Origin of the sequence: Oceanispirochaeta sp. M1, from assembly GCF_003346715.1 — a bacterium.
GTDB lineage: Bacteria > Spirochaetota > Spirochaetia > DSM-2461 > DSM-2461 > Oceanispirochaeta.
The window spans coordinates 1-24,987 of sequence record NZ_QQPQ01000024.1; the positions used below are offsets into that span (position 1 = coordinate 1).

At 41.4% G+C, this 24,987-nt stretch carries 26 protein-coding genes and 1 pseudogene; 13 read left to right on the forward strand and 14 right to left on the reverse strand.

Going from position 1 to position 24,987, the window contains the following annotated elements; all coding sequences use genetic code 11:
• Window positions 1-91 precede the first annotated feature (91 nt).
• From DV872_RS27290 to DV872_RS16585, 6 genes and pseudogenes are all read right to left on the reverse strand, one after another.
• Window positions 92-190, reverse strand: a pseudogene (locus DV872_RS27290) (single-stranded DNA-binding protein); the annotation flags it as partial.
• Window positions 191-567: 377 nt separating this feature from the next.
• A complete protein-coding gene (rpsU, locus tag DV872_RS16565; RefSeq protein ID WP_114631064.1) occupies window positions 568-777 on the reverse strand; it encodes a 30S ribosomal protein S21 in 210 nt (69 codons plus the stop codon).
• Window positions 778-837: 60 nt separating this feature from the next.
• Window positions 838-1,320 carry a GNAT family N-acetyltransferase gene (locus DV872_RS16570; protein WP_158547013.1) on the reverse strand — a complete coding sequence of 161 codons (483 nt, stop codon included), beginning with the start codon at window positions 1,318-1,320 and terminating at the stop codon, window positions 838-840.
• Window positions 1,320-2,345 carry a hypothetical protein gene (locus DV872_RS16575; RefSeq protein WP_114631066.1) on the reverse strand — a complete coding sequence of 342 codons (1,026 nt, stop codon included), beginning with the start codon at window positions 2,343-2,345 and terminating at the stop codon, window positions 1,320-1,322. Before DV872_RS16575 ends, DV872_RS16570 begins: the two co-directional genes overlap by 1 nt.
• A 548-nt stretch (window positions 2,346-2,893) precedes the next feature.
• Window positions 2,894-3,325, reverse strand: a complete 432-nt coding sequence (locus tag DV872_RS16580; protein WP_114631067.1) for a single-stranded DNA-binding protein — start codon at window positions 3,323-3,325, stop codon at window positions 2,894-2,896.
• A 115-nt stretch (window positions 3,326-3,440) separates the two neighbouring features.
• The gene (locus DV872_RS16585; RefSeq protein WP_114631068.1) at window positions 3,441-4,373 is read right to left on the reverse strand and encodes a carbohydrate kinase; all 933 of its coding nucleotides are present in this window, start codon (window positions 4,371-4,373) and stop codon (window positions 3,441-3,443) included.
• Window positions 4,374-4,570: 197 nt separating this feature from the next.
• On the opposite strand from DV872_RS16585, the gene DV872_RS16590 reads away from it, so the two are divergent.
• The gene (locus tag DV872_RS16590) at window positions 4,571-6,136 is read left to right on the forward strand and encodes a diguanylate cyclase (protein WP_114631069.1); all 1,566 of its coding nucleotides are present in this window, start codon (window positions 4,571-4,573) and stop codon (window positions 6,134-6,136) included.
• Here DV872_RS16590 and DV872_RS16595 read toward each other — a convergent pair.
• Entirely contained in the window at window positions 6,123-6,767 is a 645-nt protein-coding gene (locus DV872_RS16595; protein WP_114631070.1) for a TetR/AcrR family transcriptional regulator, read from the reverse strand. The genes DV872_RS16590 and DV872_RS16595 overlap by 14 nt on opposite strands.
• Window positions 6,768-7,006: 239 nt before the next feature.
• Here DV872_RS16595 and DV872_RS16600 point away from each other — a divergent pair, with 239 nt between their 5' ends.
• From DV872_RS16600 to DV872_RS16610, 3 genes are all read left to right on the forward strand, one after another.
• On the forward strand, window positions 7,007-9,733 hold the full coding sequence (locus DV872_RS16600; protein WP_114631071.1) for an RND family transporter: 2,727 nt from the start codon (window positions 7,007-7,009) through the stop codon (window positions 9,731-9,733).
• A 70-nt stretch (window positions 9,734-9,803) separates the two neighbouring features.
• Window positions 9,804-10,580, forward strand: a complete 777-nt coding sequence (locus tag DV872_RS16605) for an outer membrane lipoprotein-sorting protein (protein WP_230391593.1) — start codon at window positions 9,804-9,806, stop codon at window positions 10,578-10,580.
• An 86-nt stretch (window positions 10,581-10,666) separates the two neighbouring features.
• Window positions 10,667-12,124, forward strand: a complete 1,458-nt coding sequence (locus DV872_RS16610; protein WP_114631072.1) for a hypothetical protein — start codon at window positions 10,667-10,669, stop codon at window positions 12,122-12,124.
• Between the two features lie 115 nt (window positions 12,125-12,239).
• Here DV872_RS16610 and DV872_RS16615 read toward each other — a convergent pair whose 3' ends face one another.
• The 4 genes from DV872_RS16615 to DV872_RS16630 form a co-directional block, all read right to left on the reverse strand.
• Window positions 12,240-12,851: a Crp/Fnr family transcriptional regulator gene (locus DV872_RS16615; protein ID WP_114631073.1), complete on the reverse strand. Its 612-nt coding sequence runs from the start codon at window positions 12,849-12,851 to the stop codon at window positions 12,240-12,242.
• Between the two features lie 75 nt (window positions 12,852-12,926).
• On the reverse strand, window positions 12,927-13,568 hold the full coding sequence (locus DV872_RS16620) for a 4Fe-4S binding protein (RefSeq protein ID WP_114631074.1): 642 nt from the start codon (window positions 13,566-13,568) through the stop codon (window positions 12,927-12,929).
• A 150-nt stretch (window positions 13,569-13,718) separates the two neighbouring features.
• Window positions 13,719-14,924 (reverse strand): tryptophan synthase subunit beta, encoded by a 1,206-nt coding sequence (gene trpB, locus DV872_RS16625; protein ID WP_114631134.1) that lies wholly within the window; start codon window positions 14,922-14,924, stop codon window positions 13,719-13,721.
• A gap of 103 nt (window positions 14,925-15,027) precedes the next feature.
• On the reverse strand, window positions 15,028-16,311 hold the full coding sequence (locus DV872_RS16630; protein WP_114631075.1) for a glycoside hydrolase family 3 protein: 1,284 nt from the start codon (window positions 16,309-16,311) through the stop codon (window positions 15,028-15,030).
• A gap of 148 nt (window positions 16,312-16,459) precedes the next feature.
• Between DV872_RS16630 and DV872_RS16635 the strand changes: the two genes are divergently transcribed.
• Window positions 16,460-16,705 carry a BON domain-containing protein gene (locus DV872_RS16635; RefSeq protein WP_158547014.1) on the forward strand — a complete coding sequence of 82 codons (246 nt, stop codon included), beginning with the start codon at window positions 16,460-16,462 and terminating at the stop codon, window positions 16,703-16,705.
• 6 nt (window positions 16,706-16,711) lie between these two features.
• On the opposite strand, the gene DV872_RS16640 is transcribed toward DV872_RS16635, so the two are convergent.
• The gene (locus DV872_RS16640) at window positions 16,712-17,197 is read right to left on the reverse strand and encodes a flavodoxin (protein ID WP_114631077.1); all 486 of its coding nucleotides are present in this window, start codon (window positions 17,195-17,197) and stop codon (window positions 16,712-16,714) included.
• A 209-nt stretch (window positions 17,198-17,406) separates the two neighbouring features.
• On the opposite strand from DV872_RS16640, the gene DV872_RS16645 reads away from it, so the two are divergent.
• From DV872_RS16645 to DV872_RS16665, 5 genes are all read left to right on the forward strand, one after another.
• On the forward strand, window positions 17,407-18,228 hold the full coding sequence (locus DV872_RS16645) for an ATP-binding cassette domain-containing protein (protein WP_114631078.1): 822 nt from the start codon (window positions 17,407-17,409) through the stop codon (window positions 18,226-18,228).
• A complete protein-coding gene (locus DV872_RS16650) occupies window positions 18,225-19,019 on the forward strand; it encodes a hypothetical protein (RefSeq protein ID WP_114631079.1) in 795 nt (264 codons plus the stop codon). Before DV872_RS16645 ends, DV872_RS16650 begins: the two co-directional genes overlap by 4 nt.
• Complete coding sequence (locus DV872_RS16655; RefSeq protein ID WP_114631080.1) at window positions 19,009-19,395, forward strand: GntR family transcriptional regulator; 387 nt, start codon at window positions 19,009-19,011, stop codon at window positions 19,393-19,395. Before DV872_RS16650 ends, DV872_RS16655 begins: the two co-directional genes overlap by 11 nt.
• Window positions 19,379-20,092 (forward strand): GIN domain-containing protein, encoded by a 714-nt coding sequence (locus tag DV872_RS16660; RefSeq protein WP_114631081.1) that lies wholly within the window; start codon window positions 19,379-19,381, stop codon window positions 20,090-20,092. The genes DV872_RS16655 and DV872_RS16660 overlap by 17 nt, the downstream gene beginning before the upstream one ends.
• 101 nt (window positions 20,093-20,193) lie before the next feature.
• Window positions 20,194-20,919 (forward strand): tRNA 2-thiocytidine biosynthesis TtcA family protein, encoded by a 726-nt coding sequence (locus DV872_RS16665; protein ID WP_114631082.1) that lies wholly within the window; start codon window positions 20,194-20,196, stop codon window positions 20,917-20,919.
• A gap of 3 nt (window positions 20,920-20,922) precedes the next feature.
• Here DV872_RS16665 and DV872_RS16670 read toward each other — a convergent pair whose 3' ends face one another.
• The gene (locus DV872_RS16670; protein ID WP_114631083.1) at window positions 20,923-21,261 is read right to left on the reverse strand and encodes a metalloregulator ArsR/SmtB family transcription factor; all 339 of its coding nucleotides are present in this window, start codon (window positions 21,259-21,261) and stop codon (window positions 20,923-20,925) included.
• 84 nt (window positions 21,262-21,345) lie between these two features.
• Here DV872_RS16670 and DV872_RS16675 point away from each other — a divergent pair, with 84 nt between their 5' ends.
• On the forward strand, window positions 21,346-22,314 hold the full coding sequence (locus DV872_RS16675; protein ID WP_199563499.1) for a permease: 969 nt from the start codon (window positions 21,346-21,348) through the stop codon (window positions 22,312-22,314).
• Window positions 22,315-22,374: 60 nt separating this feature from the next.
• Window positions 22,375-22,605, forward strand: coding sequence for a thioredoxin family protein (locus DV872_RS16680; RefSeq protein WP_114631085.1), 231 nt, complete (start codon window positions 22,375-22,377; stop codon window positions 22,603-22,605).
• 112 nt (window positions 22,606-22,717) lie between these two features.
• Here the strand turns inward: DV872_RS16680 and DV872_RS16685 are convergent, their stop codons facing one another.
• Window positions 22,718-23,776 (reverse strand): mannose-1-phosphate guanylyltransferase, encoded by a 1,059-nt coding sequence (locus DV872_RS16685; RefSeq protein WP_114631086.1) that lies wholly within the window; start codon window positions 23,774-23,776, stop codon window positions 22,718-22,720.
• Between the two features lie 122 nt (window positions 23,777-23,898).
• On the opposite strand from DV872_RS16685, the gene DV872_RS16690 reads away from it, so the two are divergent.
• Complete coding sequence (locus tag DV872_RS16690) at window positions 23,899-24,984, forward strand: aminotransferase class IV (protein WP_114631087.1); 1,086 nt, start codon at window positions 23,899-23,901, stop codon at window positions 24,982-24,984.
• Window positions 24,985-24,987 lie beyond the last annotated feature (3 nt).

The following is a 24,987-nucleotide window of genomic DNA, read 5'->3' on the forward strand; positions in this document are numbered from 1 at the left end:
ACTCTTTATAGTCCCGGATTATGTGATCCCAATCTTCTGATGTTCTTCTTTTCATTTTCCACTCCTTTAGAATAGAAAATGCATAGAAATCTCAGTTACTGGTAGATGGGGCTTTATTAGCGGTTACGGCAAACTTGCACACCGGAGTTCCCTTGGGGGTGAGCTTGGCCTCAGGATCTCTTACTAAGTTGCCTTCTAAAAATTACAGTATAAGAAGGTCTTATTTCACTAATTTATTGACAGATCAATTTATGCACAGATGGAGCTACTTCATAAATAGAATATTATTATCATTCAACCCAGAACCATCCAGAGAGAGGCCGGACGAATGGTTGATATAGCAGATTCCCCTCCTAGAAATAGAATGGTAAAAATCTTCCACATCATAATTCTATTTATCTCGTCAATTATTTTTTGGAAAGATTACATAATAATCAGATAGATGCAGAGATATTAATGTTTATAATATGATTATAAAAATAGCAGCACTAAAATCTCTGCTTGAGATGAGAGCACTACTCCTGCATAAGAGGAAAACACTCATTTGGGTTTATATTTTTTTAGAAATTAATAATCCTTATTCTTTTTGGATTTTCTGAGATTATTAAGTTCTTTTCTTTGTTTAGCCTTTTCCTGCTCATGTTTTAGAGCTGAAGGACTCTGGAAATATTGTCTTTTTTTGTACTCTCTAACAATACCTTCCTTTTCTACAATTCTTCTGAATCTACTAATTGCCTTATCTAAACTTTCATCATCATTCACAAGGATATTGGCCAAAATTTGCTCCCTTTCAACTTAATTTCATTATTTTTCTTAACAAATGACTGTCCCCACAATTTACATATTTCTAGAATATAGGAGATAGACCTTTTCTTTATTTAAATTGATTTCGCTGGAAAAAGAAAAATTATTCTTTGCTAAAAGATGTCTCGCTTCTCTATTGGTATATTCAGTTACAGCAAATAAATTCATAGGTGGAGTTTTTTTTAATAATTCAGAAAGTATATAACCACCAATCCCTTTACCCTGAAAATCATTATGTACATAAAACCATCCTATTTCAGAATCGGGCAATTCATTAAGAGATGGAGTATCCTGACCAGCCAAAATTCTATTTCTGTATCCACAGCTTGGTGACTTAATAGCACCGATTCCGATAAGTTTGGATTCCAAATAATGAAAAGCCAAGAATTTTGTTCTTAAGATTCTTTTATCAATATTTTCTGAATTGATTTCACTTCTTTCTAATAAAGTATTTTTGAAATCAGAGAGTTCTTGACTAGTACATTGATCAATTTCTTTTATATAAAAATTAAACACTACAGTAATTCCCCCTTAATACAATCAATTTCAAAATTGAGACTATCAAAAATCGGAATATCTGAAACTTTTTGTAATTCTTTAATATACAGAGGTGAACTTGTACAAATTCCTGAGAGTATATCCGGTTTAAGATCTAAAAAGTCATTGAGATATTTAATTCCTCCGATCGCTCCAAATGTGTCATTGGCACAAAATACAAGACGATGGATTCGATCTCTAACAATAGGATTTTTTAAAAGAAATTCTGTTTCCCGCTGGTTGATTCCGTCTGCAAACTCTACAACCCAGTAGTTTTGAGGATTATTGGCATATTTAAGATCCAGCTTATTAAAAACCTCCAGGATCTGCTCATCGGAAAGCATATAAGTACTTGGAAAACCGGTATATGTAAAATCTGAATAATATTCAGCACCAGCATCGTTCATATGCAGAATATCCTTCAAACTGGCTGTCCCTGTAACTTTAGAACCTCTGACTTTGTATCCTAAGGTTGTAAGAATCCAGCAAATGGATGCTGCGGCGACACTCTTACCCGAATTCATCGAAGTACCACAGACTAAAATCATTTTGGATCTGGGAAAGTTTTTTTCAATCTTCTTTGGGTTAATTAGTGAGTTATTGAGTGTATTGATTATTTCACCATTGTTATCACAGACATAACCAAGAATAGAAACTCTTGAGGGATCTTTTATATTGGAGTTTTTTGTAATCACTTGGGCGATCAATCCGCCTCTTGCGACTAAATCTATGTCCGCAGTAAAGTGCTCTGGGATAAAAGCTTCGTAATAATCCGGGGCATATCTATTACCAAAAACAAATATGGCTTTTGTTCCATTATGTATTTGATGGATTCTCCCGGATTTATTTTCAAGATTGGAATGCTGTCCAATGTGTGTGATTTCACCGTAAACAACATCTCCTATTTCTGGCTTCTTATTACTTTCTAGATAGTACTTCAATTGATTTGAATTCAATGAAAAAGCCGCACTGGTTAAGATGTACCCTTTTTTGATTTTTTTCATTTATTTATCTGCGATAATAATGGTTTGCAGGGAATACTAAATAAAAAAAATCCCCCTAAATACCAAACTACCTACACCTCATTTTAATAAGATATAAGCAGACATTGTTAGCATTTAGGGTCCTTTGTCTGCGGTTAACAACTGTTGATAAATATATCTGAAAATCAATAATTGTCAAGATGATCTATCCCATAAAAATCGAACCACAACCTATTTTTTTTTCATCCAATAAATACTATGGAGAGTGATATGAAAAGAAATTTACAGAAGAACATATTGTAATAAACCTGGAATAGTAATAAACGGGGAATAAAAGTGAAAGACATAGCCCGTGAGTGTGAAATTAGTGGAAATATTTATCATATGATGAGAAAGGACCTATCAAAATCACAGATCCTGAGCCTGTATAGTTTTCTGTGTAATGCCCATTCTTCATGTATAAAATCATTCTTCATATTCAATGATGAATTTATTCATTGCAAACTTCCAATAAGTGGAATATTTCACTTATTGGAAGCCTGCTCAATAACCGAGTTAAAAGTAGATCTTCAGATCAGAACTTCCTCCAGACTCTCCTCTACAGTATCCTCAATGGATTCTTTAAGGTTTTCATCTTCCGATTCATTCGAGTCTCCGGGTCCTGCAGAGGCAGTGTTCTGGGGTTTGAATTCCACATGTTCTCCCACAACCTTAATTTTGTGATGAGAGCCCCCCTCTTCATCGATCCAGCGGTCCTGTTTCAGACGGCCAACCACACGGACACCTCGCCCTTTCTGCAGATGCTTTTCACAGGCTTCGGCAACCTTGGACCAGACTTCCACATCAAAATAGGAAACTTCTTCCTGTCTGACTCCCTCCGCTTTGTAGGACCTGTTGCTGGCCACGGCAAACTTGCAGACCGGAGTTCCCTTGGGGGTGAGTCTGGCCTCGGGATCTCTGACTAAGTTGCCTTCTAAAATTACAGAATTTAATTGATTCATCACACACTCCTTGATAAGTTGTTTGCCTCTTATACGCAGAAGCCTGATGTGATGCTTCAAAGATTTTTATATTTTTTTTCAGAATCCTTTACTTTTGGCATAATCAGATTCTGATTTAGAGTGTTATTTCTATCATTTCTGATTCACTTGGAGGATTTGCTCCATTACGGCTGCAATTAATACCGGCTGCTTTATTTGCATAGTCTCCCAAAGAGATCAATTCTTCTTCACTCATCTCTAAAATCTGAGATTTACTGAAGATCCCTTTTTTATATAGGTAGGCCAGCAGAGCCCCATGGAAAGTATCACCCGCACCTATTGTATCAGCCACAGGGAGATCAAAGAGTGGGCTGTGTACTGTGACATTTTCAGTGAATAAACGTCCTCCCTCTTTTCCCTCTGTCAAAGCTACTAAAGCTGTTCCCAGACCAAGAATTGATGAGACTGCCTCTTCCCTCTCCTTTCCGGGGTATAGCCATTCCAGATCCTCATCGCTTAACTTGACGATGCTGCAGATACTGCAAATGGACTCAAAACGTTCCATATACAATTGTCTGTCAGAAACAAGGGCCGGCCGGATATTAGGATCAAAAGAGAGAAGGTACTCTGAACATCTCTTAATCAGAAATTCTGTAAGGACTGAACCACTGGGTTCCTGACTGAGAGAAATAGACCCGAAATGAATAATTTTCAGCTCCTCCGGAAGTGGTAATTTATCCAGTTCTGCAGCCTGCCATAATTTATCTGCGGTATCATTGGCAAAGAAAGCATAGCTGGCAGAACCGTCACTCTGTTTTTGAACAAAGCTGAGAGTGGTGGGATCATCTGTTCTTATAGTCAAATCCGTTCCCACATTATTTTCATTAAGATATGAAAGCAGTTTATCACCGAAGATGTCTTTACTAATTCTTCCCACATATTGGACCGGAACATTGAGCCTTGCAATGGCAATTGAGCTGTTGTAAGGAGAACCTCCCGGATACCCTGAGAAACTTAGTTCATTCTGACTTATAAAATCTATGAGACCTTCTCCTAAACTGATAATCATTCCTGCATTCTCCCTCAAATGAAATTACTTTACAGCTCAGCCTTTGATTCCGCCGGAAGCTGAGCATCTATATAAGATATCCTACTTCTTCTTAATTGAGTCAACAAAAACTGCCAAAAGGATGGCAGACCTGTTCCATACAAATGAGTAAAATTTATTCATTGTATATTAAGCGTCAGAGAACCGACTATTAATGAATGAGATTCGAAAAAATACAATATAAGGAAAAGCTGGTTTCTCTCTTACTTCTACTGCTTTCCCTGATTTTCATAATTACCTATACATTTCTGCTATCCTATTTCAAGGAGACTGAAGAAAACATAAATACGGCTTATATAGAAAAGCTGAGTAATGATTTTGATATAACTATTGATGGATATACCGGAATGGCTGACCTTGTTTTACAGAACTCAATCATAACAAAACGAGTTCTTAATATTGTTAATAATGCAGTTTCCGCTAAGGATGAAGAAGAAAAGGACCAATACCGCAAAGAACTATACAAAGAATTAACACCGATTTATTCTAATTTAACCCGCTACAATTTCAGACAGCTCCATTTTCAGGAAGCTGATAATAGAAGTCTCCTACGATTCCACAAACCGGATAAGTATGGTGATGATCTTACAGGGATTCGTTATTCCGTTGAATATGTAAACGCAAACATTAAAAATATTTCCGGATTCGAAGAGGGGAGAATCTTTAATGGATACAGATTTGTATATCCCCTCATATATCTTGGTAAACACATAGGATCTGTAGAACTCAGCATATCCATGAGCGCTGTTATCAGTCAGCTGGAATCAAGTTTTAACCAGGAGTCTCAATTCATTCTTCTTAAATCGGTTGTTGATAAAAAAGTATTTGAGAGTGAACAGTCAAATTACAGGCCCTGGCATGTAAACAGTAATTTTGTCCTGGATTCTGATTTTACAGATAAATGTATTCTTGCAGATTTCCTTAATAACAGTGACAAAGAACTTCTCAATACCGCCCTGGCTGCAAGTAGGCTGAATAATGAACCTTTTACAATCAAAGTTAATCACAATGAAGGAAATGATATTCTGACATTTCTGCCTATCAGTAATTTTGAAAATGAAACTGTTGCCTATATTTTCTCAATTTCCGATGACACGAATATTCAGGCTCATCAAAGATCATTCTACATAATCACCATTGCCTTTCTGTTCCTTATGTTTTTTTCATTATTTTTTATATTTTATTTTTCTATTACAAATGGAAGAATTCAGAATATGGTTCAATTTGATCTTCTCACAAAGGCTTACACAAGAAGACTGATTTTCCAGAAACTGGATGATGAATTTCTCAGATATCAAAGATATATGAGTCCTTTCTCAATATGCATGATTGATATAGACCACTTCAAAAAGATAAATGATACTTTCGGGCATCAGGCAGGAGATTTGGTTCTTGCTGAACTGGCTGAACTTATAATGTCAAATATCCGTATGTCCGATTATTTCGGCAGATATGGAGGTGAGGAATTTTTACTTGTATTGCCTGAAACAGAGTTTGAAGCGGCTTCTCTTGCAATGGAAAACCTCAGAGAAATAATTGAGAAGCATCATTTTAAAAAGGTTAAAACAGTAGAAGTAAGCGCCGGTATTGCTGCTGTTGATGAAACAATCCATAAACCGGCCATCCTGATTGAAAATGCTGATATAAATCTATATAAGGCCAAGGAGAACGGCCGGAATCAGATATATCCGGCATATGAAAAAAGTAATGTTATAAAGGAGTAATCGCCGTAAGACAGATATTAAACATTGTCTTGATTATTACAATATCATTTATATCTTTATTTGATTCCATCCAGCTTTTTCTAACATAGATTTTCTGCAGCGTCGCCTGGATCATAGTCAGGATAGTCACAGAAAACTGTCTAGGAGTACTGCCGATATCTCTGATAGAGCCATCCTTCAATCCTTCTTCATAGATTGATTCCATTAAGACAAAAAGAGAATCCATGACCATCAGGCATTTCTTGGCTTCTTCTGAGGGATCTTCCATAAGATTCAATCTATGATCAAGCTGGAGAGTAAATGAGAAAAGTTCAAATTTTTCCCTGTAGAATTTTAAAAATGCATTCTGAACCGTTATCAGCTTGTCATAGCCTGTAGTCATTGATCCATCAATTGCATCATTAATAATATCTCTTAAGGACTCATATGCTTCCAGCATCAATGTATAAGAGATTTCTTCTTTACTGGTGAAATAATGATAGAGAGTTCTTCTGCTTAATTCCGATTTTTCCGCAATATCCAACATGGTAGTATTGCTATAACCCTTACTTGTAAATAATTTACGGGCCGCTTTAAGGATCTCTTTGATCCGGAGTGCTTTCTCTCTTTCTTTTCGTTCGCTAATACCCATCGAGTTACGTTAAGTCCACTTCAAGTCCTTGTCAAGAAACTTTTTATATTTGTCAGAGGCATATAAATATCCTGTTAAAAACCAGCCTGACCACCCTTGACATGCACCCATCGTACATCTTTTGCACACAGAGTGCAATAAAGTTTCTATTTTTTATTGACTCACTATTACACTGTGGGTATATTAAATGCACACAGAGTGCATTTTGTGCTCTGATTTACAGTTCAGTTGGAGATTATATGAAATCGATGTTGAAACATCCTAAAATAGTCATTGCCGTTGTCATGGTAATAACTCTGGTGGCAGGGATTCTCTCCGCCGGCATAATTCTTGATAATGATGTTAAGGTTTTCTTTCCTAAGGATGATCCATCCTATTTAAATGTAAAAGAGTTAGATAGGACCTATGGCAGTCAGCTTATGTTTGACCTTTGTATCACAACAGAAAAAGAGACCATCCTTACTTCCGATACAATCTTTTTACTTCAGAAGATGGTTGCAGAAATTGAAACATTTGACGGTGTTCAATCCGTCACAGCCATTACCAACTCAGATTACCCTAATGGAAGTGCTGATGGGATGAGTGTTTCAGCACTGGTACCCGATGAATTTACCGGTACAGACGCAGAGATGTCTGATTTAAGAGAACGTCTTCTGGACTGGCCCGAAATGTACAGCAGAACTCTCTATTCCGATGATTTCAAATCTACACAGATAATAGTCCGTATTGATGATGAACTCAGTGCCGAAGAACAGTCAGTTTTATATTACGAAGTGATGGAGATGATAGAACCTTATGATACCTATCCTCTCAATTTCCGTATTGCCGGAGACCCCGTTATAACACAGATGGGAAAGGAATTCATGGTTCGCGACCTGACCATGCTTATTCCTTTTATCTCTCTGGTTCTGTTTCTCTGTCTGCTGTTTGCCTTCAAACGCATCACTGCAACACTGCTGCCCCTTATTACTGTAATGGTAGCAACAGTCTGGACCGTCGCCACCATGGCTTACTTTGATGTAGACTTTACGATTGTATCATCCTGCCTTCCCGTATTGATTATCGCGGTTGGAAGTGCCTATGGTATTCATATCATCAATCATTACTTCCACTATAAGAGTACAAGTAAACTGCTGGGACCAGACGCTGCAATAGATAATATGAGAGGCTCCCTGAAAGAGGTAATCGCCCCTATTTTTCTTGCAGGATTTACAACCGTTGTAGGATTTATCTCCATAATATCAAGCCCCATTGTGCCCCTTAAAGCCTTTGGTGCCTTCGCAGCAATAGGAACCTTATACTCACTGATTCTTTCCCTGACATTAATCCCTGCGCTTCTTGTTCTCAGTGAAAAAAGAAGAGATAAGAAAAATAAGAGTAACGAAGAATTTAATGATGAATCTGAGGATAAAGGATTTATCCACTGGGTTATCAGCCTTACTCAGGAACATGGAAAAGCTACATTCGCTGTGGTGATTCTACTCTTTGGATTATCAACATGGGGACTATTCAGTATCAATGTTGAAAGCTCACTCATTAATTACTTCCCCTACAATTCTGACATTCGTAAGGATAGCCGGTATATAAGCGATAACTTTGCCGGAACCAATGTATTCAATATTGTGATCAATGCTCCTGAAGGCAAAAGCCTTGCTGATCCCGAAATACTGAAAGATATGGATGAATTAAAAATCCATCTACTGAATAAATATCCTGAGGATATCGGAAAAATTATTTCTTTCAGTGACTTCATCAAGAGAATGAACAGGATAATGAACTTCCCTCCCGAGGCAGCGTCAGAAGATGATATGTTTGGAACCGAAGATGACCTTGCCATGGATTCGGGTGATATGGGCAGCTTCTTTGATGATTCCGATGACGGAATGGGTAGTTTCTTCTCTGATGACGAGTCTACAGATGATGGAATGGACAGTTTCTTTGACTCAGAAGAAGAGACTGACAATTCATATGTAGAGAGCGAGTACGCATACACAGACCTGTCTACAAACCTGAATTATACAGAGTTTATCATGCTTCTTCAGTCCAGCATGGCTGAAGCCGGCAGCCTTAATGTATCAGTGGATACTCTTGTTGAAAAAATCATGGCTCAGACAAACTACCGTGGTGCTGCTTACAATGAGATTCCCTATGATGCCTCAAAATACCCTGTAGCCACGAAAGAAGAACTGGGCAACCTTATTTCTCAGTATCTCCTTCTCTATTCAGGATCTCTGGATGACTATGCAACATCTCCCATCGATGCTCCGAATGAAGCAAGGATGATGATACAGCTGAAATCTCACAGCACATCGAAGACCGGTGAAATAATTGCCGAAATCAATAATTACGCCAGCCACAACATCGATCCGGAATGGACCATAACAAATGCGGGTGTTGCCGAACTGGAACTGGCTCTGACAAATATGATTACAAAATCACAGATCACGAGCCTCCTGATTGCCATTATCGCCGTATTTCTAATCGTAGCAGTCAGCTACCGCTCCATCACGGCGGGTCTTATTGGCATCATCCCATTGGCCTTCTCAATCCTTGCAAACTTCGGACTGATGAGCCTTATGGACATCAACCTGGATATGGTTACGGCCCTGATTGCTTCAATCGCTATTGGAATTGGTGTTGACTACACAGTTCACTTCCTGTCCCGATACAAACTTGAAAGAGCTAAAAGTGATGATCTGAACCTGGTTACCAGAAACACAATTTTGTCCACCGGAAAAGGGATTATCATCAACGCCGCTTCCGTAGGTCTGGGATTCTCAGTTCTGATGTTCTCCAAGTTTATCGTACTCAGATACATAGGATTTCTGACAGCAGTAATCATGGTTACATCCAGTATGGCCGCCCTTACAATTCTTCCTCTGTTATTGAATGTAATCAAACCAAAGTTTGTTCTTTCAAAAGAATCTGATACCGCATTACAGCCTAAAAAAGCTGTTAACAAATGAAACTAGATTGATTCCCGGACTCATATCCGGGGTCAATCCTTAAATAAAAAAAGCTCTTAAGGAGAGTGTTATGAAAAAAATGAAAATGAAAGTAAGTCTTCTGACAGTATGCCTGCTGATCAGCTCAACCAGTCTTTTTGCTCTGACAGGAACAGAAATAGCTCAGAACGCACATGATGTAGAATCGGCTGATACTGTTCATTCCGTTGTTCAGATGGACCTCATCTCAAAAGACGGATCCGTAGACAGCCGCATCATAGAAGAATGGAGCATGGAAAAAGATGAATTAAAATCTATAGTCATGGCCTTCCATAAGCCTGCATCCGTAGCGAATACCCGTTTTCTACAGATCGAAAATGAGTCTCGAGCTGATGATAAATGGATCTACCTTCCTGCTCTGAAAAGAGTCCGCCGTATTGCTTCTTCCGATGGAGACAAGTCATTTATGGGAACAGACATGACCTATGATGATATGGATTCAAGAGAGGTTGAGCAGGACAGCCATGAAATGATGGGTGAAGAAAAAATAGGATCTTGGGATTGTTACAAAGTAAAAGGTTCTGCTGTTGATCCCGCAGACTCCCAGTACTCCTACCGGATTACATGGTTTGATAAAGACACTTTTGTACCTGTAAAAGTCGAAATGTATGACAAAAAAGAAGTTCTTCTGAAGGTTATGGAAGTCAAGGATCTGCAGAAAGTAGATAACTACTGGACTCCCATGGATGTAATGCTGAAGAACGTTCAGACAAACCATGCAACTCAGATAAAAATGCTGAAGATTGTACACGACCAGGCAATCAATCCCCGTCTTTTCACAACTAACTTCCTCGAAAAAGGAAAATGATCCTGATCCTTTCTGATAGTCATAAAGAATAGATGATTATCAGGAAGGCTTGTCCATTTATATTAAGAAAATTGAGGTTATACAAAATGAAATATTTTAATAAATTTCTAGTCAGTGCAGCCTGTATGCTGATGCTGACAAGCTTGAATGCTTTTGCTGAAGATTTCAGCTTTGATGATATTGCTGCAGATGATTCCGTAGACATGGGCATGATGGATATGGGCATCGGCGGAGGATCTGCTCTTGAATTAAGCGGAAATGTTGAACTTCCCATCCGTATGTATATACATAATATTGAAGAAGACTCCACATGGCTGGAAGAGTCTAAATTCAATCTTGGGCTGAATTATTCAACTGATAAAACCGACTTTGTTGCATCCCTGAATCTTGATTATTCTGTTTTAACAGAATATCCCGAAGATCTCTTTGATGAACTATACGTTACAATGTTCAGTGATTATGTTGATTTGTCACTGGGTTACCAGAAGGTTATCTGGGGTAAGGGAGATAAGCTTCATGTTGTGGATCTTGTAAACCCAAATGATTTAACAGACTTCTATAATAAAGATTACCTGGACTGGAAGATGTCTCAGTTTATGGCCAAACTGGATGTCAGTGTCGGTATGAGCAGTAATTTTGAATTCGTATTTGTTCCTACCTTCACTCCTTCAAGATTTGCGACTGAAGGTCCCTGGGCAACATCACAGATTAAGGCTGTCAGCGCATTGGCAGAAACAGCTGTAATAAATACATCTGTAGCTGCTTATAATAATACTTTGGCAGCTACCGGCAGTGCTGCGGCTGCAAGCCTGGCCATGGCTCAGGTTGTTCAAGACAACTCCAGCCTTGATGACTTCACCCCCAACACTAATAACCTGGAATACAGCCAGGCTGCCACCCGTTTTACAACCAGTGTCGCCGGACAGGATCTGGGATTCATTTATTACTACGGTTTTCTCAGACAACCCACTGTAGTCCTCACAGAAAATCCTGGAGCAACAACATTCACAGTTGATAACATCTCTGTTAACTATGACAGGGTTCAGGTTTTCGGTCTTGAGTATGGTTCAGTTCTTGGAGGTTTCAACCTCAGAGGGGAAGCAGCCTACTATATGACTGATGACTTTGACGGAACAGATGCAGCCATCGCGAATCCCAGTTTTCAGTACCTTGCCGGTTTTGACCGCAACATCCCCATTCACAACCTGAACTTAAATATCCAGGCTCTGGGAAAACTGACTGTTATGACTGACGATCTTAGTCCTACAGATGTTGATTACAATGCAGATGATACATATCATAGCAACTATATCCTTGCAAAACTCGGTGACAGTTTTAATCATGAAAAAGTGAAGCCTGAAGTTGTGGCATTCTTCAACATTGAAGATCAGGATGGATTTGTTCGTCCCAAAGTAGAGTGGGAGATCAATGGAAATTACTCAATGTCCTTCTCGGGAACCGCTTACTTTGGTGATGAAGAAGGAGATTTCGGTCAGTACAGTGACAATGATTTCCTGGAAATAAAGGCCATTTACCGTTTCTAACGGTTCGGAATAAGTTTATACAATTACTTGTTTTTTTGGGGCTATCCTTAACGGGGGCAGCCCCTTCATTTTTTATAAGGAGCTCAGTAAAACTGTACTCTGTCAGGAAGGTACTCTAATTATCCTCAAACAGAATATGTTCAATCATTGTATCATCCAGAACCTTTATCAGATTCCCATCCCTTGAAATAACATGGTCATGCTCCAGTTCACTCAGTGCTCGGGACAGGGCCTCCCGGGAACAACCCAATCTGGTGGCCAGACTTGAAACATTCTCACAGACGGGCCCGGTTGAAATTGAAATCAGATAATAGCTTATCTTCTGTTTTACCGTCTTTTGAGAGAGGATTTCGATAGTGTTGGTCAGGCTTATAACTTTGTGAGAAATGCTGGAGAAGAATGAACTCAGGGTATCACTGTCCTGTAGAAGCTGGAGCAGACGAGGCAGATCCAGTTCCATCACAATGCTGTCTTCCAGAGCCGTTATCCAGCCTGGATATGTCTCTCCCGAGAAAACCATCAGTTCAGCATATAGATCCCCGGGACAGAAATCATTGATAAGGATTTCCTTACCCGAGGAAAGTACCCTGCTGAGTCCCAGGCGCCCCATTTTGACAAAGCCCAGGGATTTACACTGTTCCATGGGGTTATGCAGCTTTTCTCCCTTCCGCAGGTCGAAAGTTTTTGCATTCTGAAAGAGAGACTCAAGCTTGTTGGATGGTTCCATTAACAAACATTGTATCACGGGTGGGGGAGTTTTACGACCATGACCCGCATGATGTCATTTTCATAGGGCTGCTTCTTATTTCTTTGATATACCACAAACATTAACAGGACAGATATCAATGCATTGTCTGCACATAAGGCATTCATTATTCTTATTTTTCCTTTTTTTATTCTCAATAGTAAGAATAGAGGCAGAGGGGCATACTTTCTGACATTTACCACAGGCAATACATTCATTTTCTTCAATATGCATCCCGTATCGGGCCTTTCTGGATGTGAAGCTGAGAATTGTACCAAAGGGGCATAGATAACGGTGCCAGAATTCCTCATTTACAAACATAGTAAGAGCTACAGAAAAAAGAATGATGTACAGAAGCATATTCAGATGAAGTCCCTTCATTTTTACAACGACCATGGAGAGGATAAAAAGGGCAAGAAAGATATATCGAACAATATTATTTTTCAGAAATTCAGGAGCATTGAATCTTTTTATTTTAAGTTTCTTATAGATAAAATCAATTCCTCTGAAGATTGTATTCATAGGGCAGATCCAAGCGCAAAAAAGCCTTCCTCCAAAGAGAGAGACCATAACACCCCCCGCAAAAATTATTAACCACATCTGGAGCTTATGATTCCCCACCAGAATGATGACCAGCAGCAGTGCTGTGATCTCCATTGCTCCTCTGAATATATTTAATCCTGTAATTTTCTTAGACATAGCTGCTCCGTTGATTGTTATTGAAAATAATCATACATGAGGAAACGGAGGATAGAGTGTGATAACTATCACACTCCTCTAGTTATTATCAGCATCCAATTGCAAAAAAAGGAGCCCCTGTCGGAGCTCCCCATTTTCAATAATTATGAATCAGCCGAGGCCGTAATCCTTTCCATAGTTTTCAACAACAAAGTCGATGTCTTTATCACCGCGTCCGCTGAGGTTTACAAGGATTGACTGTCTTGGTTTCTCCTGAGCCAGTTTACAGGCAAAGGCTGTGGCATGAGCAGATTCCAGAGCGGGGATAATACCCTCCAGACGGCTCAGTTCAAAGAATGAATCCAGAGTTTCCTTGTCATCGGCTGTTACATATTTAACTCTCCCCAGATCCTTCAGCATGGAGTGCTCAGGTCCGACACCGGGATAATCAAGCCCGCTGGCTATGGAATATACAGGTGCGGGTTCGCCCTTCTCATCCTGCAGGGTATAACATTTGAATCCGTGAATCATTCCGGGTTTTCCAAAGGTCATTGTAGCGGCATGGTCACCCAGATTAAGGGACCGTCCCCCGGGCTCTACACCGTAGATTTCACATTCTTTATCTTCAATATAGGCAGAAAAGATGCCCATGGCATTACTACCACCACCCACACAGGCAACTACATTATCAGGATGCTCACCTGTCATTGAGTGGAACTGCTCTTTGGCCTCTATTCCCACAACCATCTGGAAATCACGTACCATCATGGGGAAGGGATGGGGACCTACTACAGAACCGATACAGTAGATGCTGTTAATAGGATCCTGCATATAGGCAGCAAAAGCCGAGTCCACGGCCTCTTTCAATGTCTTCAGACCGAAGGATACAGGAATAACTTTGGCTCCCAGGATCTCCATTCTGACCACATTGGGATGTTCTTTGACGATATCAACCTCGCCCATATGGATTTCACATTCCAGTCCGAAATAGGCGGCAGCTGTTGCCAGAGCAACACCATGCTGTCCGGCACCGGTTTCAGCAATAAGTTTCTTTTTTCCAAGATATTTTGCCAGAAGAGCTTCACCCATACAGTGGTTAAGCTTATGAGCTCCTGTATGGTTCAGGTCTTCTCTTTTAAGGTAAATGCGTCCTCCGTATTTTTCAGACAGAGTCTTTGCATAGTAAACAGGAGTGGGTCTTCCTTGAAAATGTTTCCTTATTGATCTCAGCTCAGTAATGAAATCGTGAGATTTACTGATGGAGTAATAGGCATCGGTAATTTTATCCATTTCCATCTGGAGTTCGGGGGGAATGAAAGATCCGCCGTATTCACCAAAGTTACCCTTGTCGTCCGGGTTAATTTTAAAGTATCCCATACTGTTTTCCTTAATGTTTGGATTTTTATTGTAAGTACGGGAATTGTAAATGTTTCTACAGATAGAATCAAGCTTTTTTCTCAAAAAATTAATAAAGGACTGCTTACTGCCTATTTTCAAAGAGTTTCCGGGCTGTTTCAAGATGAGAGGGACTGCCGAGAACGACTTCAGGATCGGGAGGATTATCCTGGTGATATGTGTAGGCTCCATTCACACCCATAATGCCGAGCTCCAGTTTAGAGCTCAGGATTCTATAGACTGCGGCATCAATAAGCTCTTCAGAAATACTTCCTTCGCCATAGGCGGCAAGAAGTCCGGTATAGGCTTCATCAGCCGTATATGGATTCAGGAGAAGATCCACACCCGCATTTACGGCAAGGACCGCAGCATCCGCTGCATTCCAGACTTTGGTGATAGCACCCATTCCCATTGAATCAGTTATGACCAACCCGCCGAAACCGAGTTCTCCACGGAGAATGTCAGTAATCATCATGGAAGAAAGAGTCGCAGGAAGATCATTCCCTGTCACTGCCGGTGCCTGTATATGGGCAGTCATAACACCATCTGTACCGGCTTTGATGCCACTGCGGAAGGGGATAAACTCAATATCCCGAAGACGCTGCAGATCATGTTCAACGGAGACTGAACCCAGGTGTGAGTCACTCACAGTATCTCCATGGCCGGGAAAATGCTTGATTACAGTGGCAACCTTCTCCTTCCTCATGCTGCGCACTGTAATATCTATCATCCGGGCAACAAGCTCGGGGTCTGAACCAAAAGAGCGGGAAGCAATAACTGTATTTTCAGGATGTGTCAGAACATCCGCAACCGGAGCAAAGTTCATATTGATACCCAGGGCATAAAGCTCTCTACCGATAATTCCTGCTTTTGCAGCTGCCTTTTCAAGATCTCCACTCTTACCGATCAAGCCGTTGGCAGGCAGTGCCGTTGCATGCATGGCTTCGCTTGATCTCAGGCGGTTGATCATCCCCCCTTCCACATCTGCCGCAATAAAGAGAGGTGTGAGGCTTGAGGCCTGAAGGTCTTCAATAAAAGATGTTGTCTGAGAAATGGTCTGTATACTTCCACCAAAAAGGAGTACTCCCCCGGGTCTTATTCGGGCGATGCGCTGTATCAGATCATCATTGATATGCAGATAGGGTTTCCCATCGGAATCCCTGACATTGACTATAATGAGCTGACCTATTTTCTCTTCAATACTCATGGTGCTGATATAACAATCTATGGGATCAGGAATATCAGCATCCATAGCCTCAGGAAACTGTTCAATAGAAGCTGGGGTTGTATTTTCAATCTCCTGAACCGTTGCACAGGAGAACAGATATAGAGATAAAAACAGTACGGATAATAAGCGGAGGTATTTCATGACCTCCTATTAATATCCTGAGAGAGGGAAAAGCTTCAAGAGAAAGCCACAAAAAGTGATAAACACTATATTCACCCTATCTTATTATTAAATACCTTATATAATGAGATATGCTCCGCAAAAATTCTCAGGAGTAAAAGGTCAAATTATGCCATCTAAAGCAGATTCACTTAAAAATAATATACTGGAAGCCGTTAAAAAAAATGATTTTCCCATTATAATGACTGCAGTATTAGTTTCCGTTGTAAAAAAAGGATCATTCTTCTCCCCTTCCCTGGAAGTCCAGTTAAGCGGTAGAGTTGATAAAGAAAGTGATCAGTCCACTATTGAACGAATTGCAGCAGAAGTTGCTGGGGATGTTCCTGTAGTAAGTACATTACGCTTCAAGTCCTGATAAAAATCAATTAATATCCCAGCTATCAACTATCTCTTTATACTGAGCTTCTTCTGCAGTTTTGCCGGGGGATGCACCATGAAGTGACAGAGTTCCTGAAACTTCACCTCCCGCAGTTTCAACACGTCTGCTCAGATAAGAGAGAATAGCCGGGGCTTTTTCCATTCCGGGATCAGCCTGCAGTGTAAAAAGAAAAACCCTCTTACCCTTTAAATCCGCCTTATCAAGAAAGCTGTTTATTGCAGGTGTTCCATTTCCCGCCCATACGGGAGTTCCGAGGATCAGAAGATCCTTCTCCGTACACGCCTGCCAGGGGTCACCCTCAAGTTCCGCCCTCTTTTTTTTTACAGCCATATAGCCGGAGCGAAGAAAACCCGTTTTCTTCAAAGGTTTCAGTTCAATCAATTCAGCATCCAGGCGTGCGGCCAATAATTTGGCGACCCCTCTGGTGCTCCCGTTTCGGGAAAAAAATACTACTACTTTATTACTCATAAATCAAAAATGATCCATTTTCTGATGGAATTCAAGTAAATTCCCATTTTAAAGCTTGACAATTCAATTCCATCCCATTACATTATTAGTGTATTACTTTGGTAGTACACCAGTTTAGGCAGTACGTGCACAATTAAAATCCCGGACTTACGGTCCTAAGCAAATAAAAACCTTAAGGCAATGCTATTGCCATAAGCAAGGAGACCTTAATGAACCCTGTAATTGAGATACAGAATATGATCTTCCAATACGGAAAAGATCCCCTGTTCAATGAACTGAGTCTGAATGTAAACCCCGGACTCTACGGGCTGCTGGGCAAAAACGGTGCCGGTAAGTCCACATTACTCAAAATTATTTCTGGACAGCTCTATCCCCATGGCGGGAGCTGTCTCACCCTGGGAGACAATCCGGCAGATAGAAAGCCCTCAATGCTTTCAAAGATGTACTATCTGCCTGAGGACATATCAGTCCCTGAAATCAAAGGTAAAAATTATGTGGATCTGAATGCTCCCTTTTATCCTGATTTCAGCATGAAGATCTTTGACCGCTCACTGAAACTCTTTGAAGTACCTTCAGACAAAAAACTGAATACTCTCTCCTTCGGTCAGAAGAAGAAATTTCTCATTGCCTTCGCACTGGCAACAAACTGTCCTCTCATCCTTCTGGATGAACCTACAAACGGTCTGGATATTCCTTCCAAGAGTCAGTTTCGTCAGGTTGCCGCCAGTATGGATCTTGAACGCCAGGCCATGGTGATATCCACACATCAGGTCAGGGATATGGAGATGCTGATAGATCCTATCATCATTGTAGAGAAGGGAAAAATTATCCTGAACAAAAGCATGGATGAGATACTGAACAGCTACCACATTGAGCATCAGACTGAAGAGCCTGCGCCGGGAGAAGCGGTTTACTGGGAAAAAGGTCTTGCCGGATACACCGTTGTGAAAGAGGGTCCGTCGGATGAAGATAAAAACATGGATCTCGAATTCCTTTTCAACCTCACCATTGCTAAAGGAGGAATCTCATGACCTTAAATAATACATTCAGCCCGGACAGATTCTTCCTACTGTTCAAAAAGGATCTGATTCAAGGATATAAAACACTGCTGATAACAGTTGCAGCTGTAATAGGCGCCACTTTTTTTCTTCTACTGGTTTCTACACCAGGTGAAGCCAGTGAAGAAGTATATATGGGACTCTTTATCCCCATGCTCTGGGCCGGCGGCCTTATTTTTTCCAGTTTGATCTTTAAAGAGGCTCATTCAATAAATCTGATACACGGATGGCTGATGACCCCTGCATCCAGATTGGAAAAATATCTGCAGAAACTGCTTATGACAACAATATTCTTCATAATTGCCCTGCTGATTACTTTCTTTGCTGCAACTGCACTGAACAGCCTGGTCTACCTGCTGTTTTTCAGCCTGAGACCTCCCCTGTTCAACCCTTTCCAATCCTGGGTCTGGATAAACATCGGTCACTACCTTATTGTGCAGTCAATATTCTTTCTGGGAGCGGTCTGGTTCCGTAAGTTCAACTTTGTAAAAACTGTACTGACACTCAATGTCCTGCAGCTGGCATTCTCCATAGTACTCGGACTCATTGCCGGACTGACTTACTGGACTCCCATCAGGGAAGCGATTCATGGTAACGGATTCTTTTTCATGGAGGCAGGACAGATACTGACTATAAAGTTCAGCCAGGCGAATCCGGTACTCATCACTGCAGCCAAGATAATATACTTTGGACTTCTTGCTCCTTTCTTCTGGTTTGTATCATGGCTGAAGATGAAAGAGATCGAGGTAAAAGATGGAATTTAAAGAGAAAAAATCTATTTATATACAGATCGCCGACTTCTTCTTTGATAACATTCTGAAGAAGATCTGGCAGAAGGAAGATAAAATACCTTCCGTCAGAGAGATGGCGGTACAACTGGAAGTGAATCCCAATACAGTCATGAGGGCCTATGCCCACCTGCAGGATAAAGGGGTTATCTATAACAAAAGGGGAATAGGATATTTTGTATCTCCCCAGGCGGAGAATGAGGTGAAAGCCATGAAGAAAGAAGATTTTATGAGTAATGCTCTACCTGAGTTCTACAAGATAGTAAAACTCCTGGATATTGATTTTAGAGAACTGGCCGAGGGATATAAGGATTTCCTGAAAAAGGAGCTGAATAATGAAGACAAGCACTAAAGTTCTGGGTTCTACCTTACTGATCATAACTGCAATCCTGTCAGTAGGTATTATCAGTTCCCGCATCTATCTGAATACTGTAATGGGTTCAGATTATAAAGAGAGAGCTGATATCATTCTAGAAGAAAATGAAACAATGGTCCTTGAAGTACAAGACTTCAGCAGCATTGATTTCATAGGAGCCTGGAACGTGAAAATCACTCAAGGTTCAACATATAAGGTCGAAGTTGAAGGTCCCCGGAACCTTTTGGGAGAAATAGAACTTCAGCAGACTGGAAAACAGTTAACTGTCCGTAACGATTACAAGGGAGGATTCGGAACAGAAACCTTCACCATACGTATGACTATTCCAGAGCTTGAGGGTATTACTATTGCCGGTGGAGCGGATCTTTCCTTTGACGGATTTACCGGAGAAGAAATGAATGTAACCCTTTCCGGCGCCGGCAGAATAAGGGCGTTCAACTCCGAATATAAAAAGCTTAATGTCACCTGTTCCGGAGCCGGTCAGCTTGATTTTACCGACCTGATAAGCAGGGATGCCGATGTGAACCTGAGCGGCGCCGGTGAAGTCCTTGTGAATATGGATGGCGGAGAACTGAGCGGCTCAATCAGCGGCATGGGTTCAGTAAAATATGAAGGAAGAATCAGTAATAAATCAATAAGAGTTTCCGGACTGGGAGAAGTCAGTCCAAAATAATTTATACAATAGACAATTTCACTCTCTGGCGTCTGTCAACTTTCACGGCAGGCGCCTTTTTTATTGCGACCTTCTCCTCAGAACTGTATAATCCCTTTCATATGGCAAAAAATTCAAAGGGTCTGCTTTCCAAACGTTTAAGTAGAGCCGTCATGGAATATAATCTCATTCAGAAGGATGACAGGGTTCTTGTGGCATTATCAGGAGGGAAAGACTCCCTGGTACTGACCTGGCTGCTTCACAGAATGTCCCGATCCTTTCCTGTGCCATTCTCAGTACATGCCCTGCATGTCAGGTCGGAGGTTCATCCCCGGGAACTGGCCCCTGCACTTGAAACACTGATGAAAAACTGGGAAGTACCCCATACAATTCTGGACAGTGAACTCAAGAGTTTTCTCAGGCCGGGCCAGGAACTGAACTGCTTTATCTGTGCAAGAAAACGGAGAGAATCTTTACTGAAATATGCTCAGGAAAATAATTTTCAGAGTATTGCCCTGGGGCATCATATGGATGACATCCTGCAGACTCTCATTATGAATATGAGCTGGAAAGGCGAACTGGCTGCCATGCCTCCCCGCCTGGAATATAAAAAAGATCTTTCAATTATCAGACCCTTATCTCTTGTTCAGGAACATTATATCCGGGACTTTGCCCGGGAAATGGAATGGACCATTCCGGCTAAGAATTGTCCTTATGAGGGTAAAAGCAGACGAAAGGAAGCCGCGGCTGTTATAGAAAAGATGTGTGAAGGAAAAGACAGCCTGAAGTACAACATGTTTAACTCTCTCCGAAATATCAAAGAGGATCTCCTGCCCCCGGCTTTCTGATGATCAGCTCCTCCTCGTGGAACAGCTGTTGCGATCAGAACACATTATACTGCATCGATCTTTATCCACCTGATCTTTATCATCAAGGAAGGCGGCATTACTGATAACAAAGTTCTCAGCCTTGGTACCGGCAATATAATATTCAATCCACTTTCCGTCTTTTCGCTGGTCAATCAGCTCAGCATTCTTTAAAATTTTAAGATGGTTGGACAAAGTCCCCCCTGCGATGTCGAGCACCGAAAGAAGCTCACAGACACAAAGCGGTTTCTCCAGAAGCATCATACAGATTCTAAAGCGATTACCATCACTCAGAGCTTTAAGTTTATTCACAAGATCTTTCATGCCTAAAAAATAACAGAAAGACCTTGTCAAAGCAAGTTAATATTGTTACATTTAGCTAAATTACTAAACGTAAGGATAAATGTGATGATAATTTTTACATATCTTGCTGATTTTCTTAGCTATACACTCCTTGGATTGGCAGCTGACAGCCGCTTGGGTGAGTCAGTGCATTTCTTTATTGAGGATACAACAAAGATATTCGCACTCCTTCTAATCATGATTTATCTTATAGCCATTGCAAGAGCGGCTGTTGATACCGACAGGATTCGAAATTATCTGCAGGGAAAGCACAGAGGGATAGCCTATGTGATGGCCTCCATATTCGGCGCTATTACCCCTTTCTGTTCCTGTTCAAGTATCCCCCTTTTCCTGGGCTTCACATCGGCCCGGATTCCCCTGGGGATCACTATGGCCTTCCTGATTACATCCCCCATGATCAATGAGGTAGCCGTAATTCTTCTTGGTTCAATACTGGGCATCAAGTTTATGATTGTATATGTTATTACAGGAATCCTGGCCGGAGTTCTCGGCGGATTTTTTATAGATGCAATCGGAGCTGAAAAATATCTCAGCCCTCTTGGTCAGCAGGCTATGAATCTGAATCAGGATGGAACTGCAGTCGAGAAAAAGAAACTGACCATGAAAGACAGACATGATTTTGCCAAAGAGGAGCTCAAAGAGATCTTCGCCAGAATCTGGAAGTGGGTATTTATAGGTGTCGGCCTCGGGGCCCTACTCCATGGTTTCGTTCCTGCAGACTTTATTTCCAACAATCTGGGCCAGGGAAGCTGGTGGTCCGTACCGGCAGCAGTTGTTCTGGGAATACCCCTTTATGCCAATGCAAGCGGAGTCATACCTGTAGCACAGACCCTGATGGCCAAGGGCCTCCCCGTTGGGACAACCCTCGCCTTTATGATGAGCGTTGTGGCTGCAAGTTTCCCGGAGTTCATGATGCTGAAACAGGTCATGAAGCCTAAACTGCTGATGATCTTTTTTCTGATGCTGCTGGTGTTCTTCACCCTGTCAGGATGGATATTCAACCTTATTTACTGATTCCTCAGCCTCTGGCTGAGCACTATATGACCAAAACTAAAAAAGTATAGGAGATATAAAATGAAAATTGAAGTACTGGGATCGGGATGTGCCCGTTGTAAGGTTCTTGAACAGAACACAAGAGAAGCCGTTGCTACTGCCGGTCTGGATGCAGAAGTTGTGAAAGTTGAAGATATGCAGGCCATTATGGCTTACCAGATAATGGCAACTCCTGCCATCGCGGTGGACGGGAAAGTTGTAAGTACAGGAAAACTCCTCACAGCTGAAGAGATTATTCCTCTACTTCAATAATCTCATTGCCATTGTATCCCTGTAAAACCTATAATATTTTACAGGGATATTTTTTGTCATCCAGAGTAATAAAACCCCTTTAAACAGATTTTGAGCTGAGACGCACAGAGTTTTATTTAAGAGCTTCTGCGGCATCCTTCACCAGCTGAGACTCACCTTTCTTACAGATAAGAGCTTTTCCATTTTTAATAACAACCATAATATCCTCAACTCCGCACAAAGCAACAGGGATATCGGAGTAAACAAAATTACTCCCGTTACTGCTGTCAAAGACAGGCTGCTCAGGTTTCGGATTCAGATCTGCGATGATGTCCCAGCAACCCACATCATTCCAGTCGAACCCGGAACGGACCATGGTGATACGGCTGCTTTTCTCCATTAGTGCATAGTCCACAGACTCTCTGGGGAGAGATGCATAGAGCGCAGTAATTGCAGCATCAGGCATGACCACTGTGACAGAATTTTCAACCCTGGCTTCAGGACATTTCAAAGAGGGGAGAAAGGGTTCCTGCATATGGGGAGTTCCTTTCAGAAGCTCCTGTTCAAACACAGATAACTTATAGGTAAACATGCCGGAGTTCCAAAGATAGTTCCCCGCTTCAAGAAATTTCTCGGCAGTAACAAGATCGGGCTTCTCCTTGAATGAGACAACCTTGAATCCAGGTGCTTCTTCTTTGCCTGCTTCAATATATCCGTATCCTGTAGATGGAAAATCAGGTTTAATACCATATACAACAAGATTATCCCTGGAGGCTAAAACGGAAGCATCCTCCACATCCTTTTTAAACTGAGCAAGATCCTCAATAAGGTGATCTGCTGCAAGAACGAGAACTGAAGAATCCAGGTCTTCGGTATTTTCTTTCAGCCAGGCGGCAGCGTAGGCCAGAGCAGGTCCGGTGTTACGAGCTTCAGATTCTGCAAGAAGAACAAGTTTTGCCCTTATATCATCTGGAAGTGATGCGCTGTCTTCAAGGGCGGCAGTAATATGATCTTTATGGGTTACCACCAGGATTTTTCCGCTTATACCGAGGGAGGCGGCCCGCTTAATGGTTCCACCAAAAAGAGAGTCATTTCCCTGGACTGTCATAAACTGTTTGGGCCTGCTGTTATTGGATGCAGGCCACAATCTTTTACCGGCTCCGCCGGCCATTATGATGACATGATCTACCATGATAAAAATCTCCTTATCTGAGCTGAAGATCGCTGTGAAAACAACGCATATCCGACTCGACTATTCTGATATTACATAATAATATGATAAAAGTCACTTAATTAGTATACAGGAGTCTTATTATGGCCTTTACCCTATCAATATACCCATGGGTTTATGTTGGAAAATTTGATGAAAGCTGGTCCGGTAATTTTATTGAACAGGAACACCTTAGCCCGGAAGAAGAAGCTGCCCTCAGTGGCAATGAACTGGAAGCACTCCACAACAGGAGGAATTCCTTTCCTGATCTGCCACTGGTCAACTATACAAGTCAGTACGGACTGGGTTGTTTTGAAGGCGTTAAAGCCTTGCCTCAGAAAGACGGCGGACTCAAGGTTTTCCGCCCTGATGAAAATGCCGCAAGAATGTCACGATCCATGAAAGGTCTTGGCATGCCCGGAGTTGACGAAGAACTCTGCGAGAGAGCCATTCTCGGTTCTGTCGGCCGCAATGCGGACCTTGGATTTACAGTAAAATATGACCCCGCCTGGGAAAAGGATTCTTTCCTGACGGCCGGGTCCATCTATATAAGACCATTCAGCTGGTCAGAACCCGGAATAGGCATAAGCCTCTCCCATAAACCCTGGCTGGTAGTAGTTAATACGGCGGTGTCTGCCTATTTTTCAGGAAGTACTTTCGATGCAGTAACAACGGATATGATCCGGGCGACACCCAGGGGAACTGGTTGGATAAAATGTGATGCCAACTATGTAATCCCCTGTCTGGCCAAAAACAAGGCAGTCCAGGCCGGTTATATGGAAGCCATTTTCCTTGATGCAGCAGAACATAAATACATTGAAGAAGGTTCGTCGTGCAACTTCTTTTCTGTTCTTAAGGATGGAACCCTGGTTACTCCCGGATTGGGAGACACGATTCTCCCCGGAATCACAAGAAAGAGTATTATCACTCTGGCACAAGACCGGGGGATAAAAGTTGAAGAGAGAAAGCTGGCACTGGAAGAAGTTCTTTCAGACGGAGCGGAATCCTTTGTTTCAGGAACAGCTGCAGGAATAACACCTATTACCAGTTTGACCCATGAGGGTAATAAAGTGGTATTTAAAAACGGAACCCCCGGAGAACTTACAATGTCGTTATTGAAAGAGCTCAAGGGTATTCAGTACGGTGTTCTTGAAGACCGCCACAACTGGATGGTTCCTGTAGAATCCTGAAAC

What these genes read in the sequence shown, in the direction of transcription:
- DV872_RS16670 (WP_114631083.1), bottom strand. Translation starts at nt 21,261, where the DNA reads ATGAAAGATCTTGTGAATAAACTTAAAGCTCTGAGTGATGGTAATCGC.
- DV872_RS16645 (WP_114631078.1), top strand. Translation starts at nt 17,407, where the DNA reads ATGAACCCTGTAATTGAGATACAGAATATGATCTTCCAATACGGAAAA.
- DV872_RS16665 (WP_114631082.1), top strand. Translation starts at nt 20,194, where the DNA reads ATGGCAAAAAATTCAAAGGGTCTGCTTTCCAAACGTTTAAGTAGAGCC.
- DV872_RS16600 (WP_114631071.1), top strand. Translation starts at nt 7,007, where the DNA reads ATGAAATCGATGTTGAAACATCCTAAAATAGTCATTGCCGTTGTCATG.
- DV872_RS16690 (WP_114631087.1), top strand. Translation starts at nt 23,899, where the DNA reads ATGGCCTTTACCCTATCAATATACCCATGGGTTTATGTTGGAAAATTT.
- trpB (WP_114631134.1), bottom strand. Translation starts at nt 14,924, where the DNA reads ATGGGATACTTTAAAATTAACCCGGACGACAAGGGTAACTTTGGTGAA.
- DV872_RS16575 (WP_114631066.1), bottom strand. Translation starts at nt 2,345, where the DNA reads ATGAAAAAAATCAAAAAAGGGTACATCTTAACCAGTGCGGCTTTTTCA.
- DV872_RS16640 (WP_114631077.1), bottom strand. Translation starts at nt 17,197, where the DNA reads ATGAGTAATAAAGTAGTAGTATTTTTTTCCCGAAACGGGAGCACCAGA.
- DV872_RS16655 (WP_114631080.1), top strand. Translation starts at nt 19,009, where the DNA reads ATGGAATTTAAAGAGAAAAAATCTATTTATATACAGATCGCCGACTTC.
- DV872_RS16675 (WP_199563499.1), top strand. Translation starts at nt 21,346, where the DNA reads ATGATAATTTTTACATATCTTGCTGATTTTCTTAGCTATACACTCCTT.
- DV872_RS16685 (WP_114631086.1), bottom strand. Translation starts at nt 23,776, where the DNA reads ATGGTAGATCATGTCATCATAATGGCCGGCGGAGCCGGTAAAAGATTG.
- DV872_RS16605 (WP_230391593.1), top strand. Translation starts at nt 9,804, where the DNA reads ATGAAAAAAATGAAAATGAAAGTAAGTCTTCTGACAGTATGCCTGCTG.
- DV872_RS16650 (WP_114631079.1), top strand. Translation starts at nt 18,225, where the DNA reads ATGACCTTAAATAATACATTCAGCCCGGACAGATTCTTCCTACTGTTC.
- DV872_RS16580 (WP_114631067.1), bottom strand. Translation starts at nt 3,325, where the DNA reads ATGAATCAATTAAATTCTGTAATTTTAGAAGGCAACTTAGTCAGAGAT.
- DV872_RS16615 (WP_114631073.1), bottom strand. Translation starts at nt 12,851, where the DNA reads ATGGAACCATCCAACAAGCTTGAGTCTCTCTTTCAGAATGCAAAAACT.
- DV872_RS16595 (WP_114631070.1), bottom strand. Translation starts at nt 6,767, where the DNA reads ATGGGTATTAGCGAACGAAAAGAAAGAGAGAAAGCACTCCGGATCAAA.
- DV872_RS16680 (WP_114631085.1), top strand. Translation starts at nt 22,375, where the DNA reads ATGAAAATTGAAGTACTGGGATCGGGATGTGCCCGTTGTAAGGTTCTT.
- DV872_RS16635 (WP_158547014.1), top strand. Translation starts at nt 16,460, where the DNA reads ATGCCATCTAAAGCAGATTCACTTAAAAATAATATACTGGAAGCCGTT.
- DV872_RS16630 (WP_114631075.1), bottom strand. Translation starts at nt 16,311, where the DNA reads ATGAAATACCTCCGCTTATTATCCGTACTGTTTTTATCTCTATATCTG.
- DV872_RS16585 (WP_114631068.1), bottom strand. Translation starts at nt 4,373, where the DNA reads ATGATTATCAGTTTAGGAGAAGGTCTCATAGATTTTATAAGTCAGAAT.
- DV872_RS16590 (WP_114631069.1), top strand. Translation starts at nt 4,571, where the DNA reads ATGAGATTCGAAAAAATACAATATAAGGAAAAGCTGGTTTCTCTCTTA.
- DV872_RS16660 (WP_114631081.1), top strand. Translation starts at nt 19,379, where the DNA reads ATGAAGACAAGCACTAAAGTTCTGGGTTCTACCTTACTGATCATAACT.
- DV872_RS16620 (WP_114631074.1), bottom strand. Translation starts at nt 13,568, where the DNA reads ATGTCTAAGAAAATTACAGGATTAAATATATTCAGAGGAGCAATGGAG.
- DV872_RS16610 (WP_114631072.1), top strand. Translation starts at nt 10,667, where the DNA reads ATGAAATATTTTAATAAATTTCTAGTCAGTGCAGCCTGTATGCTGATG.